Genomic DNA, 18339 nt, shown 5'->3' on the forward strand with positions numbered 1-18339 from the left:
TTGGAGCTCATCCGGAAAACCAATTACCATGAAAAAATTATGTTTAGTACTCGCCTCGTTTTGTGTTGTGTATGCTGCTGAGGCTCAGTTCAGTACCGGTCAGCGAATGATCGGCGGACAGTTGTCTGTGGGATATAGTAATACGGATTTCAATACCACCCCTATCATAAAACAGAACAATAGTTCTGTTAGCATCTCTCCTATTTTTTCCAAATTCAGCAGTCCCACAAGGATTAATGGTTTCGGCTTACAATACAGTTATCAGCATCAGAGAACCGGCATTGGCAGTCCTTCGGAGCAGACCTACAATTCGCATCTGATCGGTGCTTTCGTATCGCAGACACATTTGCAACCACTGGCCAAAAAATTGTATTTCACCTTGTCAGGAACCGTAGGTGCCAACTATCAGTTCCAGAAAACCAGCAACACGAGTTCGCCTGCTACGACCGATACCAAGGGTGTAAATGTATATCTCCGCGGCGGCATCGGATTATTGTACCAGTTGAACCAGCGCTTTGTACTGAGTACACAATTGAACAATCTGGTAAGTCTTGAGTTCGGTCACGGTAAGACCACTAACTTCAATGGTACTACCTCTGTCAACAGTACCAGCAACCAGGTTGGTTTCTCAACCGGCCTGAATGGTTTTTCTCTGAATTCGATTGGTATCGGAGTCAGTTATCTGTTGAAATAAGATGTGTCTAAACAAGGAACAGATGAATGACTCCCATTCATCATTCATCTGTTCCTTGTTCCTCTGTTCAACATTACCTACCCTTTGAGTTGGGTTACCAGGTCAATATACTGCTGCATGGCAGACTCTTTAGAAGTGCCGGCCAGTTTGGACCAGGCTTCGTGTTTGAACTTGGCCACAAAGTCAAATGGATTTGAGGGGCCGCTTTCTGTGTTATCCCCTTCAGTAGCCTGTTTGTAGAGCGAATACAGTTTCAGTAAAGTTTCATTATCGGGTTTTTCAGAAAGCAGTTTACTGTTGGCTACGGCCTGTTCAAATAGTTGCTGGAGTTCCATGGTAATTAAAAATTTAAAATGAAAAATTCAAAATGGGAATACCGGTATGCAGTTATTGCATTGACTCCAGTAGTTTAGTTCCTTCTGCTTTGCTGGATATGTCATCGGTGCTTCGGGTAGGCAGTTTTATCAGGCGGTTCAACACTTCTATGGCCTGTGCCGGTCTGCGGTTGTCTTTATAGGCTTTGGCCAGATCCAGGTAATTGCTCACAAAATAAGGTTCCAGTGATTTGCATTTTTCCATATACGTGATGGCATCATCCAGGTTGCCTTCGGGTAAACCGCCATAGAACAGCTTCACGGCTATTTTTTTGACGCCCGACAGGTTGGCCATTTCATAATGCCATTTGCCCAGGGTATAGTTGGCCCTTGCATGATTGGGGTTGATGGACAATGCGCGGTCGGCGTACTTTTTTACATCCTTCACATAAGCTACGATTTTTTTGTTTTCTGTTTCCACATCCGTCATTTTTCCGGATGCCATCGACATGGCATAAGATGCATCCGCCTGGTTGCTGTCGGCCATAAACGCCCGGTTGGCAAAAGACAAAGCTGACTCGTAATACAGGCGTTTGCTGTTCTTATCGGTTTGCCGGTTGCCCAGGGATACATTCAGCTCGGCCGCTTTGACCAGGGCTTTCAGTTGCACCGGGTTCTGCAGCAATACCTGTTTGTATTTTTCCAGCGCTTCCGGTTCTTTGAGTTGTTTCTCAAGATTGTCCGCCTCTTTCAACAGCACATTGATATCCTGTGCACCGGCGGTGAACATCAACAGGGAACCGATAAGGATGACCAGGTATTTCATGGGTACGATGGATTATAATTCTTTTCTTGTGATCGCAAAACTTACCCCTACACTGCCCTCTATCTGTTGGATGGGCGGGTGTTTTTTCCGGATAGAGATGTCAACTTCTTCGGCCAGCGGGAATTTCTTCAGTATTCCGATCGCGATCTCGGTGATCACGGTCTCCAGTAAGGGCGTGGCCTGTGCCATCCTTGTCCTTACCAGTTCATACACGGCCACATAATCGATGCTCTCTGATAAATGCTGTACGGGTAATTTTTCGGGTTGGTACCGGATGGTGAGATCCAATTCGAACCAATTACCCAATATTTTTTCCTCCGCATAGATGCCATGATGTGCAAACAGCTGAAGTTGATGAAGATGGATCGATAACATGATGCGTTTTGAGATCCGGGGCTTGCTGACGGGAACCTATCGGCACTCAACAGCAAACCCCGGTAATGACAGATCAGGCGAGCCCTTTGGCACTTAAGTAACGCTCAGCGTCCAGCGCGGCCATACAGCCACTGCCGGCAGCGGTAACTGCCTGGCGGTAGTTCTTGTCCTGCACATCGCCTGCGGCAAATACCCCTTCCAGGTTGGTCTTGGTAGTACCGGGTTCGGTGAGGATATAACCGGTCTCGTCCATTTTGATATAGTCCTTGAAGATATCGCTATTGGGTTTGTGACCGATGGCCACAAAAAAACCGCTTACAGGGATCACCTGTGTTTCCTGTGTTTGATTGTTCCTGATGCGGACCGCTTCTGTTTTATGTTCGCCCAGGATCTCTTCGGTATCGGTGTTCCAGTATACCTTGATGTTCGGGGTGTTCAGCACCCTGTCCTGCATCACTTTACTGGCACGCATTTTATCTTTCCGGATGAACATGTGAACGGTGGTACAGAGTTTGGAGAGATAGATCGCTTCTTCTGCAGCGGTATCTCCTGCACCAACAATGGCCACTTCCTTGCCCCGGAAGAAAAAGCCATCACATACGGCACAGGCACTTACGCCAAAACCGTTCAGGCGTTCCTCGCTGGGCAGACCGAGCCATTTGGCAGAAGCACCGGTACTGATGATCACCGCGTCGGCCTCGATCAGTTTCTCCTCATCGATCCATACTTTATAGGGTTGCTGGCTGAAATCCACTTTGGTGGCTAGCCCGAAACGGATATCGGCTCCCATTCGGGCAGCCTGTTTCTCAAAATGCACCATCATCTCCGGGCCCTGTATCCCATCGGGATACCCTGGATAGTTCTCCACTTCTGTGGTGATGGTCAGTTGTCCACCAGGTTGTATACCCTGGTACAATACCGGTTTCATATTCGCCCTGGCCGCATAAATGGCAGCCGTATATCCTGCAGGGCCTGATCCGATGATCAGGATATGCACCCTTTCTGTAGCCTCATTTGACATATGTACTCTTTTATCTTTTATAACGAACAAAAATATCAATCCCTTACGGATTATACGCGTTGATTGTACACAAAAACGCTTTATTTGGGGATAATCAGCTTTTTGTACTGTACCGCGTATCCGCAAAAGGAGCCTAATCCACCATTATCGATGTTTCCGATGACTTTTCCGGGGGTGGAAAAAGGATTGCCGATGGACTGGTAAGCGAATTCCCAGGTCTTCCAGAAATCAAAACTGGCTTTGTCGATATTGCACATTTTCACGATCACGGTATCCCCTCTTTTGAAATAACCGTAATCCTCGAATTTGATCTTCTGGTTCTTGGTAACGCCCTGGTCTATCTGGATATCGTATGTTTTACCATCCACGATCTGGTCATCGAACACGCTGTTCATGCCCGGAAAGAACTCCTCGCTGTTGACTTTGGTAAAATATCGGATATAGTTGCCCAACCCCGGAGGATCTGTAACCCTTGACATCAGCACTACTTTATTGGTATCGGTATTGAACGGGGCTTTTTTCCACCAGAGCGAGTCGATCTTCTTGGTGAGATAAGGAATACGCGTGGAGGACTTATAAAGCTGTCCTCCGCTTTCAATACTGAGCTGGTAGGTCTTGCCCTGCTCTCCAAATAAATTACCACCACTGCCGGTACTATAATAGTAAAAGAAATAGCCGTTGCCAAGTGGTACGCTGTATTCCTGCAGGGCAACATTTCTGCTGCCGTCGCTGATACTCACTTTTGCATTGCGTACATAGGTGCCGTTGAGTGTGGCGGCGTCAATGGTAGAAAAATAATTCAGTGAGCTGGATAAGATCACATAGGGAGCCTGTCCGTCCTCGATCTGCGCTTCCACCACCAGTTTGGGTGCCTGTATTTCGGGTTGCAGCTGGATGTCCTTTTCGCAGGAAACGAAAGCAAAGAGCACAACTGCCAACCATCCCCATTTTTTCATACGGTAAAATTATAGGTAATACAACAAGCAGAAATCATAAAAGTTAGCGACAAAAAAAGCTCCCTGCAGTGCAGGGAGCCTGGTTATGTTACAGGAGTAAAGTTTTACCCCAGATACGCTTTCAATGCATTGCTGTAACGCGCTTTCTGCAGGCGTTTGATGGCCCTTTCCTTGATCTGGCGGATACGTTCCTTGGTAAGATCGTATTTCATGCCGATCTGTTCAATGGTAACCCCATTCTCGCCATCCAGTCCAAAATACGCGTTCACGATCTCGGCTTCGCGTGGACTGAGTGATTTCAGCACGCGGCGGATCTCTTCGCGCAGTGAATCCTTCATCACGTCCTCATCGGTATCATCGCTGCCTTCCAGCAGGTCGCCCATGGCCACGTCTTCTGCTTCGTGCACGGGGGCATCCAGTGAAGTGTGACGGGTATTGCTCTGGAAGATATTGTTGATCTCTGTTTCGCTCATTTCCAGGATCTCGGCCAGCTCTTCGGTAGAAGGCTCACGCTCGTGTTCCTGTTCAAATGCCATGTAGGCTTTGTTGGCTTTATTATAGGTGCCGATCTTGTTCTGTGGCAGACGTACCAGACGACCCTGCTCGGCCAAAGCCTGCAGAATAGACTGACGGATCCACCATACGGCATAAGAGATGAATTTAAAACCTTTGGTTTCATCAAAACGCTGGGCAGCTTTGATCAGGCCAAGGTTACCTTCGTTGATCAGGTCGCTCAGGGAAAGACCCTGGTGCTGGTATTGCTTAGCAACAGATACCACGAAACGGAGGTTGGCCTGCACCAGTTTATCCAGTGCCCGCTGGTCGCCCATTTTGATTCGTTGTGCCAAAGTAGTTTCCTCTTCTGGAGTGATCATTGGGATCTTGGAAATTTCCTGCAGATACTTCTCAACGGCTTGCGAATCTCTGTTGGTAATCTGTGTAGCGATTTTGAGCTGCCTCATGTTGTATGGTTACGTATTTATGGTAAACGACTTTAAGACCCCAATTGTTTTATGAACGCTGTAAAGGATTTCGTTAAAATAACGAAAATCCATTCTGAGGCCTGCAAAGGTACGTTGGAACATCGAATTATGCCAGCTTTTGTGGAAAAACTTACCTAAATGAGCAAAAAAATGCAGGATTTTGCTGTAAATCTGTATAAATTATCCCTGTCTCCCCGAGGGTTACAGTCCGGAATCGGAGTATCTTCGCAACTTATGATAGATTTTCGTTCCGACACCGTTACCCGCCCTACCCCGGGCATGCTGGAAGCTATGATGAAAGCCCCCGTTGGGGATGATGTTTTTGGTGAAGACCCCACTGTAAATCAGCTGGAAAACATGTCAGCCGAACTTTTTGGCATGGAAGCGGCCATTTTTTGTCCCAGCGGCACCATGACCAATCAAATAGCAATAAAATGTCATACACAGCCGGGTGATGAAGTGATCTGTGAAAAACTATCGCATATCTACCAATATGAAGGCGGCGGGATCGCTTTTAATTCCGGTGCTTCCGTTCGGCTGATCGATGGTGACCGCGGACGGATCACGGCTGACCAGGTAAGGGAGAACATCAATCCCAAAGAAGATGTGCATAAACCCCTTTCCACCCTTGTCTCCCTTGAAAATACGGGTAACCGCGGCGGAGGCAGTTGTTATAACTTTACTGATATACAGCAGATTAAAGAGGTTTGTTTACAAAATAATATGAAGCTGCACCTGGATGGTGCCCGACTGTTCAATGCCCTGGTGGCCAAAAATGAGACCTGTAAACAGTACGGTGAAGTGTTCGATTCGATCTCCATCTGTTTGAGTAAGGGATTAGGTACCCCGGTGGGCAGCGTACTGATCGGAACCCGCGATACCATTAAAAAGGCACGCCGCATCCGCAAGATCTTTGGAGGCGGTATGCGACAGGCGGGTTACCTGGCCGCGGCCGGGATCTATGCCCTGGAGAACCATGTGGCACGTTTGGCGGATGACCACAAACATGCGCAGCAGATCACTGCGGCACTGGCCGGCAAACACTTTGTTGGCGAGATCCTGCCTGTTGAGACCAATATCGTTATTTTTGAGGTCAAAGGAAAATACACAGCAGCCTCACTGGCGGCCCTGTTGAAAGAGCAGGGGATTTATGTGATGGCTATTTCCCCCAAACAGATCAGGATCGTGGTTCACCTGGATATCCGTCCGGAAGATGTAGAGCGAACCATCGACACGATCAACACCCTTTAGCAGAGAAGAAAGCAGCAAGAGAATCATTAATATCAGTACAGCTATGTTACCCAGAATTAATCCCACGAATACGCAGGCCTGGTTTTTATTGAAGAAACACCACGAGGAAGAGATGAGTCGCCGTCATATGCGCGACCTGTTTGCACAGGATCCCGACCGTTTTCAGAAATTCTCCATCCGGTTGGATGATATTCTCTTTGATTATTCCAAGAACATCATCAACCAGAAAACATTGCAACTGCTGTTACAACTGGCGGAAGACTGTCAGTTGAAAGAAGCTATCCACGAAATGTTTGCGGGTATCAAGATCAATGAGACCGAGCAGCGTTCCGTGTTGCATACGGCCTTGCGCAATTTTTCCGATACGGCGATCCTGGTGGAGGGTAAGGACATCATGCCCCGGATCCGCAAGGTGAAAGCGCACATGAAAGAGTTCTGTGAACAAGTGCATAGCGGTAAATGGAAAGGTTATACCGGCAAAAAGATTAAATACATTGTGAACATCGGTATCGGTGGCAGCGATCTGGGGCCTTTCATGGTGACCGAAGCGCTTCGCCCCTACTGGGTGGAAGGTGTCGAGACCTATTTCGTGAGCAATGTGGATGGTACCCATATTGCTGAAACGCTCAAGAAAGTAAAAGCAGAGGAAACCCTGTTCCTGGTGGCTTCCAAGACCTTCACCACGCAGGAGACCATGACCAACGCGCTCACCGCACGCGAATGGTTCCTGAAGCATGCCAAGGATGCGGCTCATGTGGCCAAACATTTTGTGGCGTTGAGCACGAATGAGACCGAAGTGACGGCATTCGGCATCGACAAAGCAAACATGTTCGAATTCTGGGACTGGGTAGGCGGCCGTTATTCTCTCTGGAGTGCGATCGGGCTTTCGATCGCATTGACCATCGGATACGACAATTTTGAGCAATTGCTGAAAGGCGCCAATGCGGTGGATGAACATTTCCATAAAGAGAAATTCGATAAGAACATACCCGTGCTGATGGCATTGATCGGTATCTGGTACACCAATTTCTTTGGGGCACAGAGTGAAGCCATCCTGCCTTACGATCAATATATGCATCGTTTTCCCGCTTATTTCCAGCAGGGAAATATGGAAAGCAATGGAAAGAGTATTGACCGAAGCGGCAACCCTGTCAATTATGCCACCGGCCCCGTGATCTGGGGTGAGCCCGGGACCAATGGCCAGCATGCATTCTACCAGCTGATTCACCAGGGCACCTGCATGATCCCCTGCGATTTCATAGCACCGGCCATCAGCCACAATGCCATCGGCGACCACCATGTGAAGCTCCTGTCTAATTTCTTCGCACAGACCGAAGCGTTGATGAACGGGAAAACAGAGAATGGTGTGAAAGTGGAACTGATGAAAGCCAATAAGTCTGAGGAAGAGATCAAGAAACTGGCACCTTTTAAAATATTCGAAGGCAACAAGCCCACCAATTCCATCCTGGTAAAACAGATCGATCCCTATACCCTGGGTAGCCTGATCGCATTGTACGAACACAAGATCTTTGTGCAGGGCGTGATCTGGAATATTTTCAGTTTTGATCAGTGGGGTGTGGAACTGGGTAAACAGCTGGCCAACCAGATCCTGCCTGAACTGATCACCGAAGAGGCCGTGGATTCGCACGATGCCTCCACCAATGGATTGATCAACGCATTCAAAAGCTTCATAAAACAATAATGGAAGGGATAGAGATCAGACCCATACAGTTTTCCGATAACGCCACCATGGCGCGTATCATCCGTAACAGCCTGGAAGAGTTCGGCGCGGCGCGCCCCGGTACTGTTTACTTTGATGAATCGACCGATCATTTATTCGAATTGTTCCAGTCTACTCCCTTGAGCGCCTATTTCGTGGCCGTGAAAAATGGAGCGCTGGTAGGCGGTGCGGGTATCTTTCCAACGGAAGGATTACCGGGAAGCACCTGCGAACTGGTGAAAATGTATCTCTCTCCTGAGGTACGTGGTATGGGACTCGGGCGCTTTATGATCGACCGCTGTTTACAGAAAGCAAAGGAGAACGGTTTCGATTCGGTGTACCTGGAAACCATGCCCGAATTGAAAAAAGCCGTCAGCGTATATGAAAAATTCGGGTTCGCCTATCTCAACGGCCCCATGGGTAATTCAGGGCATAATGGTTGTGATATCTGGATGCTGAAGAACTTATAAAAAAAGAGCCGCTGAAAAGCGGCTCTTTTGATTGGTCTGTATAAGGTCATTACCATTTGTCTACTTCTTCTGAAGCCAGGTTCGAAGCGGCTTCATCGGTAACCGAACTGCTGGCTGCCGGGGTTACCGGAGCTTCGGCCACAACTGCAGGCTCAGCGGGAGCGGCACTTACTTCAGCTTCTTCTGCCACTTCTGCTACGGGTGCACCTTCTTCGTCGTATTCATGGTTGAAAGCATCGAAATCGAAATCAGGCATCAGGTCTGTTTTCACATAATCGATCGCTTCGCCCAGTGCCTTGATAAACTTATTAAAGTCTTCTTTGTACAGGAAGATCTTATGCCTGTCGTACCCATTGTCATCAAAGCGCTTACGGCTTTCTGTAATGGTCAGGAAATAATCGTTACCCCTGGTTGCCCTTACATCAAAAAAATAGGTCCTTCTTTTTCCTGCCCTGATCCGTTTGCTGTAAACACTTTCCATTTTTTTGTCGTTGTTCTCGTACGCCACAGTAGTTAGTTTTTTGGTTTTCGAATCCTTTTTTAAGTAGGACAAATATAGGATTGTTTCAGAATTACCAAAATTTTACGAAAAAAGGACAACAGCCTGTAGAACCGGGGTTTTATCCATTTCAGGCATTACGGGTTCTCTGGTTTTTCAGCCTTTTCTGTGGCCCGGTCTTCCATCAGCTGAAGCCTGAACAGTTCGGCGTAATAGCCATTTTGGGTCATCAGGCTTTCGTGTGTGCCCTGTTCTACCAGTTCGCCGTTCTCGAGAACCAGTATCTTATCGAAGGGAAAACTGGAGAAGATCCGGTGTGTGATGATGATGGCCGTTTTATCGTGCAGGTAACGGTACAGGTTACCGATGATCTCATTCTCTGTTTTGGCATCCACGGCACTAAGGCAATCATCGAATACGATGATCTCCGGTTCCTTGATCAGTGCCCGGGCGATGGAGATCCGTTGTTTCTGGCCACCGCTCAGCGTAACGCCCCGCTCGCCGATCATGGTCTCATATCCCTTGCTGAAGCCCAATATCTCTTTGTGTACACTGGAGAAACCGGCTGCCTGCTCCACTTTTTCCTGGGTGGCCGGATTGGCCAGACCAAAGCTGATATTATTGCGGACCGAATCGCTGAAAAGGAACACATCCTGCTGCACATAACTGATCTGCTCCCGCAGGCTGGTAAGATCAATATCGCGGATGGGGGTACCCCCTATCTCTATACTGCCACTTGTCGGATCGTAAAAACGAAGCAGCAGCTGCGCCAGTGTTGATTTGCCGCTACCCGTTCTGCCCAGTAACAGGATCTTCTCCCCTTTCCGGATCTGCAGGTTACAGTTTTTCAGCGCTTCGATGCCCGTATGCGGGTAGGTGAAATTCACGTTGCGGAAATGGATATCGCCGGCAACGGTCTGTTTACGCGCACCGGCCGTATTGGCAATGGTGGGCTCGGTATGCAGAAATTCATTCAGCCTTTTTTGCGAGGCTGCTGCCCGTTGTATCATACTGGCCGTCCAGCCGATGGCACTTACCGGGAATGTGAGCATATTGATATAGATCACGAACTCCACGATCAATCCAACCTTACTGCTGTCCTCCAATGCCTGCATACCCCCCAGCATGATCGTGACCAGTGTGCTTAACCCGATCATCAATGCCATACTCGGAAAATAGATGGCTTCCACTTTGGCCAGTCCGATGGCATTCTTCTTGTATTCCTCACTGTTCTTCTGGAAGAAACCCAGCATCGCTTTTTCCTGTACAAAGGATTTGATCACCCGGATACCGGAAAAGGATTCCTGTGCATTGGTGGTAAGGTCGGATAACAGGGCCTGTATCTTTTCGCTTTTTTTGTTGATGACGCTGTTCACCAGGTAAATGGTGATGGCGAGTATGGGCAGTGGCGCCAGTACCAATAAGGTCAGCTGCACATCTTTTCGCAGCATGTTCACCACACAAAAACCGATCAGGGTAACCAGGTTGATGAAATACATCAGTGCAGGACCTGTATACATCCTCACACGACTCACATCTTCCGTCATCCGGTTCATCAGGTCGCCGGTGCTGTGTGTCTTGTAGAACTGTGTATCCAGTTGCTGGTAATGGCGAAAGATCTCGTTCTTCTGGTCATATTCTATGTGCCGGCTCATCACAATGATGGTCTGCCGCATGAAGAACATCAGGATACCGCGCACGATGGCCAGTCCCAGAATGGTGAGACTGCAAATGGCCACCAGCCAGCCAAAACTGAACTGACCCGATTGCATGGTATCCACGAACCAGTTCACCAACTGATCGTGTGCCGGCCTGGTAACGGCGGGTTTGGCACCGGGTAAACGCTGCTGTACCTGGTTCACCACAAAACCGGTGACCTGTGGTGCCAGCACGGCAAAATAGTTGGATGCCACCACGAAAAAGATCCCGATGAAAAAACGGTTGCGGTATTTCCAGAAATATTTATTGAGGGCCGAAAGATGCTTCAATGCTGGTACTTGTTTGTGCAAAGGTAAAGGGCGAAGCGCATCTGTGTGAATCGCTTTTTGATAAGTGGGTAAATGGCTTGTGCGGACAGAACTCATACCCGAACGGACACAAACCCGCTAAACCTTCGCTCATGCCGCAGCTTTTCTCTGTATTGACCGGATCAAATGGCTTTACTGAATGTATTGGCGCCACTGTGGTTGCGCCAGAGATGGGCATCGATCGTTGCGCTGATATTCCGGATGAACGACATGCCCAGCGGGGTAACTTCGATCCTGTTGCCCGACAGCGTTACCAGTCCGTCTGCTTCCAGCAACGCCAGTTTCCGGAAAGCTTCCTGAACAAATGCCGGATCCAGTTCCGGGTCATCGAGTTCGGTCTGGTTGCGGCACATCAGTTCCAGGATCTTTTTACGGAGTACCCCATCCTCCTTATTCAGCAGGTGGCCATGTACCAGGGGCAGTACACCCTGGTTGATCTTGGCCTCATACGCTTCCACTTCTTTTTCGTTCTGGGCAAACGCATGCCAGGCATCGCTGATGCTGGATACGCCAAGACCGATGATCAGTTTGGAACGGGTTGTGGTATACCCCATAAAATTGCGATGCAGATTTCCTGCACGCGCTGCCGTAAATAATTTATCGTTGGTCAGCGCAAAATGATCCATGCCGATACTCTGGAAACCGGCGGCTTCCAGCAATTCCCTTCCCCTGCTGTACATGGCCCATTTCTCTGCTGCTGCCGGCAGATCGGCCTCTGTATAACGGCGCTGCACCTTACTTTTCCAGGGCACATGTGCATAGGAGTAAAAAGCGATCCTGTCGGGCATCAGGGTCTTGATGCGTTCCACCGTATGTTCTACACTGCTGATGGTCTGGTGCGGTAAGCCATATACGAGATCGATATTGATACTGTTGTAATGGTAGGCACGTGCCCAGTCAACCACTTCTTTGGTCTTTTCGAAAGATTGGATCCTGTTGATCACGAACTGCACTTTAGGATCAAAATCCTGCACACCCAGGCTGATGCGGTTAAAACCCAGTTCAGCCAGCCGTTTGATATGTTCTTCTGTGGTGTAGTTCGGATGTACCTCAATGCTGAATTCATGATCCTGGGTAACGATCGCATCCTGGGTGATACCGGTGATCAGTTGTACCAGGTTATCGGGACTGAAAAAAGTAGGTGTACCACCACCCAGGTGTATCTCTTTGATGATGGGCGTAGTTGGCAAGAGGGAACGATACATGGCCCATTCTTTGAGTACGGCGCTGATATAGGGATCCTCTACTGCATGGTTCACGGTGATCCGTTTGGTGCAGGCGCAGAAAGTACACATGTTCTCACAAAAGGGCAGGTGGATATAGATACAGATCTCACCATTCTCTTCCCGGAAAGTATTCACCACCGTATCCTTCCATGTCTGTTCGTTGATGCTGGCAAAATCCCAGTAAGGAACCGTTGGATAACTGGTATAACGGGGTGTGGGCAGGTCGTACTTCTGCAGTAAGGGTAATATGGATGGCTTCATACAATAAGTTGTGGTACGGGGCAAAATTATCCAGGCTGGTTGCTGTAAAATATGATAAATGTTAGCGGATTTGCCGGAAAGGCCCAAGAACTGTCATCTGGCTGTAAAATAATCGGGAGTTGAGTATCTTTAGACCTCCTGACCAACTAAAACAATGCAAATGAAGAAATCTCTTTTCTCCCTGGTTCTTGTTGTTATGGCTTCTACCCTGCTGGCCCAGCCCACCCAGAAACCGCCTTTACATGGCAAGAACTGGATGGCCATAACCGGCAAACCGCTGGCAGCCACAGCCGGATCCATCGTTTTTCAAAAAGGTGGCAACGCCGTTGATGCGGCCTGTGCCATGCTGGCCGCCACCTGTACCATGTGGGATGTACTGAGCTGGGGCGGTGAAACGCAGGCTCTGATCTATAACCCTAAAACAAAAAAAGTCATCGCAATCAATGCCCTGGGCGTAGCACCCACCGGCGCCACCGTTGATTTCTTTAAAAGCAAAGGTTACCAGTTTCCACCGGAGTATGGTCCGCTGGCTGCTGTAACGCCCGGCACCGTAGGTGGTTTGTGCCTGATGTTGTCTGAATATGGTACCATGAGTTTGAAACAAGTGCTGGAGCCTGCCATGCAACTGGCGGCAGGATACCCGATCGATGCTCAGACGGCCAATAGTATTGAGCGGGGTAAGGACCGCATCAAGGAATGGCCCTATTCCGCCAAAGTGTTCCTGACCCACAAGGGTGAAAAACGCGAAGCGCCCGAAGCCGGAGAGATCTTTGTGCAGAAAGACCTGCTGAATACCTTGACGAAACTGGTAGAGGCCGAACAAAACGCATTGAAGAAAAAGAAGAGCCGCAAAGAAGCCATCATGGCGGCATACGACCGTTTTTACAAAGGCGATATCGCCGATGAATTCGTGCGTGGCAGCCGCGAACAGGGCGGACTGATCACCAAAGAGGACCTGGCCAAATGGAAACCCATCATTGAAGAGCCCCTGATGACGAATTACAAAGGCATTGATGTATACAAACTGCAGCAATGGACACAAGGACCAATGCTATTACAGACTTTGAACATCCTGGAGAATTTCGACCTCAAATCCATGGGGTATAACAGTCCCAAATATATCCATACCGTTTACCAGGCCATGAACCTGGCCTATGCCGACCGTGATTTCTATTATGGTGACCCTGCTTTTCCGCCACAGGAACCCATCAAGGGCCTGTTGAGCAAGGACTATGCAAAAGCGAGGGCTAAATTGATCGGTTATGAGAAGAATGATGCGTTTGCCCAACCCGGTGATCCCTATCCTTTCGAAGGAAAGACCAATCCTTATCTCGATCTGCTGAAACAGCGGGTGGCACTGACAGACAGCGCTGCAGGATCCGGCAATGCCATACCTAAACACGACCAGACCGCTTCCCTGCACCAGGCAGTACCGGGTGTTGATGAAGCCTATATGGACCGTTTATGGCGCGGTACCACTTCTGTGGAAGCGGCCGATACCTCTGGCTGGGTGGTGTCCATCGTACCCAGCGGTGGCTGGATCCCTGCCTGTATTGCGGGTAATACCGGTGTGGGTATGAGCCAGCGTATGCAGAGTTTTGTACTGGATCCGCTGATCGATCCGTTCAATGTGGTAGAGCCGGGTAAAAGGCCCCGTGTGACCTTAACGCCTTCACTGGCACTGAAAGAGGGCAAACCTTATCTCTGTTTTGGTGTACAGGGGGGCGATACCCAGGATCAGAACCTGGTACAATTCTTCCTGAACATGGTTGAGTTTGATATGACCGTGCAGAAAGCCACCGAAGCACCGAATTTCAATACCAACCAGTTGTGGTTATCCCTGGGCGGAACCAAACTGGCCGATCGCAAACCCAGACCGGGCAGTATCCTGCTGTCCAATGAAACACCGGAAGCCGTTCGTAATGAACTGAAGAAGATGGGCTATAAGATCAGTACCGGCAACAGGACCAGCGGCCCTATCAATGCGATCCTGTTCGATCACAAACATGGCAGTTTGTGGGGCGGCAGCAGCAATAATGGAGAAGACTACGGAATAGGCTGGTAAACCTCTCTGTTCGCATACAAAAAGCCCTGACTGTTATACAACCAGGGCTTTTTTATGGGAATACTATTTTAAAGCGTACTCATGTCCAGCACAAACCGGTATTTCACATCAGACCGGATCATTCTTTCGTAGGCATCGTTGATATAGCTCACCGGGATCAGTTCGATCTCGGAAACGATGTTCTTTTCGGCACAGTAATCCAGCATTTCCTGGGTTTCTTTGATGCCGCCGATCATGGACCCGATGATACTCCTGCGTTTGGTGATGAGTGAAAAAGGTGATAAGGAAGGCTCTTCCGAGGGAAGTCCTACGATCAGCAGTTTCCCTTCCAGGTCAAGCAGGTCCAGCATGTCCGTATAATCATGGTTGGCGGATACGGTATCCAGGATCACATCAAAATGACCGGCATGTTTTTTCATGGCCTCCTTATCGGTCGAGAGCAGAAAATGATGCGCACCGAGTCTTTTGGCGTCAGCTTCTTTTTTTGGAGAAGTACTGATCACGGTTACATCCGCACCAAAGGATACGGCGAATTTAACGCCCATATGGCCCAGTCCACCCAAGCCCACTACGGCCACTTTCTGTCCCGCTTTCACACCTGCAAAACGCAAGGGTGAATAAGTGGTGATACCGGCACAGAGCAGAGGCGCGGCAGCTGCAGGGTCCAGTTTATCGGAAAGATGCAACACAAAACGTTCTTTCACCACGATCTGGGAGGAATAACCTCCCTGTGCAATGGTAACGCCATCTCTTTCCAACGCGTTATACGTTCCGGTCATACCCTCTTCGCAGTATTGCTCCATGTCTTTGTTGCAACTTTTACAGTTGCAGCAGGAATCCACCATTACGCCTACGCCTACTTTTTCACCTACTTTGAAATGGGTGACAGCGCTGCCCACGCCCACCACTTCACCGATGATCTCATGTCCGGGAACCATCGGGTACATGGAACCGCCCCATTCATTACGGGCTTGGTGTATGTCGCTGTGACAGACACCACAATAGTGAATCCTGATCTGCACATCATCCGCACGCAGATCCCTTCTTTCGAAGGAAAAAGGTTGTAACGGGCTTTTTGCATCCAAGGCTGCATATGCTTTTGCTGGTATCATAATCTTTTTATTTGGTTGAGTCGGGCAAAGTTCTGGATTAACAGGATAAAAAAGCAAAACAGATTTGTATTAAACCATCCATTTCTGATAGTTTATTGATAAGCTGTGCAGGGCAGGTTACTGGGACTGTTTTTACAGGACTAATTATTCAGCTTGATGAAACCGCCGTCGATGGGATAGTCGTTCCCGGAAATAAAGGAAGCTTCTTTACTGCAGAGATAGAGTGCCATTGCCGCCACTTCTTTGGTTTCAGCCATACGGCCGATGGGTTGTGTCTGTGATAGTTTGGCAAACATTTCTTTCTCTTTTCCGGGATAGTGTTTGGCAAGAAAGCCGTCAACAAACGGGGTATGCACCCTGGCCGGCGAAATGGAATTGCAACGGATGCCTTCCTGCAGGTAATCCCTGGCCACGCTGAGGGTCATGGCATAAACTGCGCCCTTACTCATACTGTAGGCAAAACGATCCGGTATGCCCACCAGGGCTGCAATGGAAGCTATGTTAAGTATGACCCCTCCCCCTTGCTGTAGCAATTGCGGAATAGCCTGGTGCAAACAATTATAAGTGCCTTTTACATTCACATTGAATACCCGTTCAAAATCTTCCGCAGAAGTATTGGCCGCATTGCCTACATGCGCCACACCGGCGCTGTTCACCAGGATATCGATATGGCCGATCTGACCGAAGACAGCCGCTACCTGGGCCTGGTCGCTCACATCACAGATATGGTATACCGCTTTGCCTCCATCAGCTTCAATACTTTCTACAGTTTGTTTCGCATGTTCCTCGTTGATCTCGATGATATGTACGATGGCACCCTGCCGGGCGAAGGTTTCTGCAATGGCTTTTCCTATTCCGCTTCCGGCACCGGTGATCACGGCTTGTTGTTGTTGTAAAGAGAACATCATGCTACACTTCTTATGATTGAATATAATCTTGTTCCAGGTCAAATATCTTGTTCATCAGCACCCATTTTTCACCAGGCCGGGCAAATGGGAGGGCTTGCTGAAACTGCCACATCAGTTGTTCCCATTCCTGTACTTTCGGGTTGCCGGCATCGGCGCGTGCTTTCTCTTCAAAACGGAAACTGTCGTTCACTTCCATGATCATAAAAAGCCGGTTGGCTACCCGGTAGATCTGCATCTGTGTGATGCCGGATGCGGTAATGCTGCCGATGATCTCCGGCCATACTTTCCGGTGCCAGTCATCATAAGCCGCAATGCGGGCAGGCTCATCCACCAGGTCAAGTGCAAAACAATACCTGTTCATGAAATAACGGTTTTACGGATCCTCTGCCCTTTCCATCCAAAATAAAATACTATGGCAAAACAAAAGAGTGGCACGATATATCCCAGCTGGATATTGCCTGTCATATCACTGATCTGTGCCATCACCGGGGGCATGATGGCGCCTCCCACGATGGACATTACGATCAAACTGCTGCCAAATTTAGCATCACCCCCCAGTTCGCGGATACCCAGTGAAAAAATAGTGGGAAACATGATCGACATGAAAAAAGCAATGGCGATTACCGCATACACGGCAACCATACCCTGTGCAAACATGGCGACACCGCATAATACGGTGCTAAGCAGCGCATAGATGGCCAGCAACCGGGCAGGTTGTATGAACTTCATAAAGAAAGTGCCCGCAAAACGGCCGATCATGAATGCCATCCCACAACCCCAGCCAAGATAATCGGCCGCTTTCACCCGGTCAATACCGGCTGCATCAACGGCAAAAAGTATGAAGAAGCTGAACACACATACCTGTGCGCCCACATAAAAGAATTGTGCGATCACGGCCCAGCGCAGGTGGCTGTGGCGGAGACTATGGAACAGGTTCTTGCCAACGATCTGTTCATCCTGGTCATGGATCTCCGGCAACCTGATCAGGGCGAACAGGATGGCTACAACCAGGATGATACTGCCCAATACCAGATACGGTGTTTTTACACTGGACGCTTCGGATGCCAGTGCCAGTTTTCTTGCTGTTTCCGTCATCGCATTCAGCTCTTCATCTGAGAATCCTTTGGTCAGGATGATCCGGGCTCCAATGATGGGTGCCAGGGTAACGGCCAGCCCGTTGAAGGACTGCGCAAAATTCAAACGCTGTGTCGCTGTGGCCGGATCGCCCAGCAGGGATGCGTAGGGATTGGCAGCAGTCTCAAGTATGGTCAACCCGCAGGCAATGATGAACAGTGCCAACAGGAAGAATAAATATTGTTGTGTATTGGCTGCCGGAATGAACAGGAAGGATCCAATCGCGAAAAGCAACAAACCCGCAATGATGCCAGCTTTGTATCCGTATTTGCGCATGATGAACCCTGCCGGTAAAGCCATCACGAAATAAGCAATAAATACGGCAGAATCTACCAGTGAGGACTGCAGGGTATTCAGGCTGAATGATTTTTTCAGGTGTGGTATCAGGATGGGATCCAGGTTATGCACAAAACCCCATAAAAAGAAAAGCGATGTCACCAGTATAAAAGGATACAGCATATTGCGCTGTTGCGGCGAGGCTGATTTCATAAGCAGGT

18 protein-coding genes are annotated in these 18339 nt (G+C 48.9%); 5 read left to right on the forward strand and 13 right to left on the reverse strand.

Annotation, left to right across the window (positions count from 1 at the left end; translation table 11 throughout):
- Positions 1–28: 28 nt before the first annotated feature.
- Entirely contained in the window at positions 29–694 is a 666-nt protein-coding gene (locus ACH3Y6_RS13020; protein ID WP_490836051.1) for a hypothetical protein, read from the forward strand.
- Between the two features lie 77 nt (positions 695–771).
- Here the strand turns inward: ACH3Y6_RS13020 and ACH3Y6_RS13025 are convergent, their stop codons facing one another.
- The 6 genes from ACH3Y6_RS13025 to ACH3Y6_RS13050 form a co-directional block, all read right to left on the reverse strand.
- Entirely contained in the window at positions 772–1029 is a 258-nt protein-coding gene (locus tag ACH3Y6_RS13025; protein ID WP_490836052.1) for an acyl-CoA-binding protein, read from the reverse strand.
- Positions 1030–1081: 52 nt separating this feature from the next.
- Positions 1082–1834: a tetratricopeptide repeat protein gene (locus tag ACH3Y6_RS13030; protein ID WP_490836053.1), complete on the reverse strand. Its 753-nt coding sequence runs from the start codon at positions 1832–1834 to the stop codon at positions 1082–1084.
- 12 nt (positions 1835–1846) lie between these two features.
- The gene (locus ACH3Y6_RS13035) at positions 1847–2209 is read right to left on the reverse strand and encodes a dihydroneopterin aldolase (RefSeq protein ID WP_490836054.1); all 363 of its coding nucleotides are present in this window, start codon (positions 2207–2209) and stop codon (positions 1847–1849) included.
- Positions 2210–2282: 73 nt separating this feature from the next.
- Positions 2283–3230, reverse strand: coding sequence for a thioredoxin-disulfide reductase (gene trxB / locus ACH3Y6_RS13040; protein ID WP_490836055.1), 948 nt, complete (start codon positions 3228–3230; stop codon positions 2283–2285).
- An 80-nt stretch (positions 3231–3310) separates the two neighbouring features.
- Positions 3311–4186: a DUF4249 domain-containing protein gene (locus ACH3Y6_RS13045; protein WP_490836056.1), complete on the reverse strand. Its 876-nt coding sequence runs from the start codon at positions 4184–4186 to the stop codon at positions 3311–3313.
- Positions 4187–4290: 104 nt separating this feature from the next.
- A complete protein-coding gene (locus tag ACH3Y6_RS13050) occupies positions 4291–5148 on the reverse strand; it encodes a sigma-70 family RNA polymerase sigma factor (protein ID WP_161818490.1) in 858 nt (285 codons plus the stop codon).
- A 255-nt stretch (positions 5149–5403) separates the two neighbouring features.
- Between ACH3Y6_RS13050 and ACH3Y6_RS13055 the strand changes: the two genes are divergently transcribed.
- Genes ACH3Y6_RS13055 through ACH3Y6_RS13065 form a run of 3 tightly spaced genes read left to right on the forward strand, consistent with a single transcriptional unit; the run spans position 5404 to position 8610 of the window.
- Entirely contained in the window at positions 5404–6420 is a 1017-nt protein-coding gene (locus tag ACH3Y6_RS13055) for a threonine aldolase family protein (protein ID WP_490836057.1), read from the forward strand.
- A gap of 43 nt (positions 6421–6463) precedes the next feature.
- Positions 6464–8122: a glucose-6-phosphate isomerase gene (gene pgi, locus ACH3Y6_RS13060; protein ID WP_490836058.1), complete on the forward strand. Its 1659-nt coding sequence runs from the start codon at positions 6464–6466 to the stop codon at positions 8120–8122.
- Positions 8122–8610, forward strand: coding sequence for a GNAT family N-acetyltransferase (locus ACH3Y6_RS13065; RefSeq protein WP_490836059.1), 489 nt, complete (start codon positions 8122–8124; stop codon positions 8608–8610). The genes pgi and ACH3Y6_RS13065 overlap by 1 nt, the downstream gene beginning before the upstream one ends.
- Before the next feature lie 49 nt (positions 8611–8659).
- Here the strand turns inward: ACH3Y6_RS13065 and ACH3Y6_RS13070 are convergent, their stop codons facing one another.
- The 3 genes from ACH3Y6_RS13070 to hemN all read right to left on the reverse strand — a co-directional run bounded on the left by ACH3Y6_RS13070 (position 8660) and on the right by hemN (position 12623).
- Positions 8660–9118, reverse strand: coding sequence for a DUF3276 family protein (locus tag ACH3Y6_RS13070; RefSeq protein ID WP_490836060.1), 459 nt, complete (start codon positions 9116–9118; stop codon positions 8660–8662).
- A gap of 128 nt (positions 9119–9246) precedes the next feature.
- Complete coding sequence (locus ACH3Y6_RS13075; RefSeq protein WP_490836061.1) at positions 9247–11097, reverse strand: ABC transporter ATP-binding protein; 1851 nt, start codon at positions 11095–11097, stop codon at positions 9247–9249.
- Positions 11098–11258: 161 nt separating this feature from the next.
- Positions 11259–12623 carry an oxygen-independent coproporphyrinogen III oxidase gene (hemN, locus tag ACH3Y6_RS13080; protein ID WP_490836062.1) on the reverse strand — a complete coding sequence of 455 codons (1365 nt, stop codon included), beginning with the start codon at positions 12621–12623 and terminating at the stop codon, positions 11259–11261.
- A gap of 160 nt (positions 12624–12783) precedes the next feature.
- On the opposite strand from hemN, the gene ACH3Y6_RS13085 reads away from it, so the two are divergent.
- On the forward strand, positions 12784–14688 hold the full coding sequence (locus ACH3Y6_RS13085; protein ID WP_490836063.1) for a gamma-glutamyltransferase family protein: 1905 nt from the start codon (positions 12784–12786) through the stop codon (positions 14686–14688).
- Between the two features lie 68 nt (positions 14689–14756).
- Here ACH3Y6_RS13085 and ACH3Y6_RS13090 read toward each other — a convergent pair whose 3' ends face one another.
- The 4 genes from ACH3Y6_RS13090 to fucP all read right to left on the reverse strand — a co-directional run bounded on the left by ACH3Y6_RS13090 (position 14757) and on the right by fucP (position 18331).
- Complete coding sequence (locus ACH3Y6_RS13090) at positions 14757–15800, reverse strand: NAD(P)-dependent alcohol dehydrogenase (RefSeq protein ID WP_490836064.1); 1044 nt, start codon at positions 15798–15800, stop codon at positions 14757–14759.
- 140 nt (positions 15801–15940) lie between these two features.
- Positions 15941–16708, reverse strand: coding sequence for an SDR family NAD(P)-dependent oxidoreductase (locus tag ACH3Y6_RS13095; protein WP_490836065.1), 768 nt, complete (start codon positions 16706–16708; stop codon positions 15941–15943).
- A gap of 10 nt (positions 16709–16718) precedes the next feature.
- The gene (locus ACH3Y6_RS13100) at positions 16719–17069 is read right to left on the reverse strand and encodes an L-rhamnose mutarotase (protein WP_490836066.1); all 351 of its coding nucleotides are present in this window, start codon (positions 17067–17069) and stop codon (positions 16719–16721) included.
- Positions 17066–18331, reverse strand: coding sequence for an L-fucose:H+ symporter permease (gene fucP, locus ACH3Y6_RS13105; protein ID WP_490836067.1), 1266 nt, complete (start codon positions 18329–18331; stop codon positions 17066–17068). Before fucP ends, ACH3Y6_RS13100 begins: the two co-directional genes overlap by 4 nt.
- Between the last annotated feature and the right edge of the window lie 8 nt (positions 18332–18339).

The organism is Sediminibacterium sp. FW305-C-269 (genome assembly GCF_058231045.1).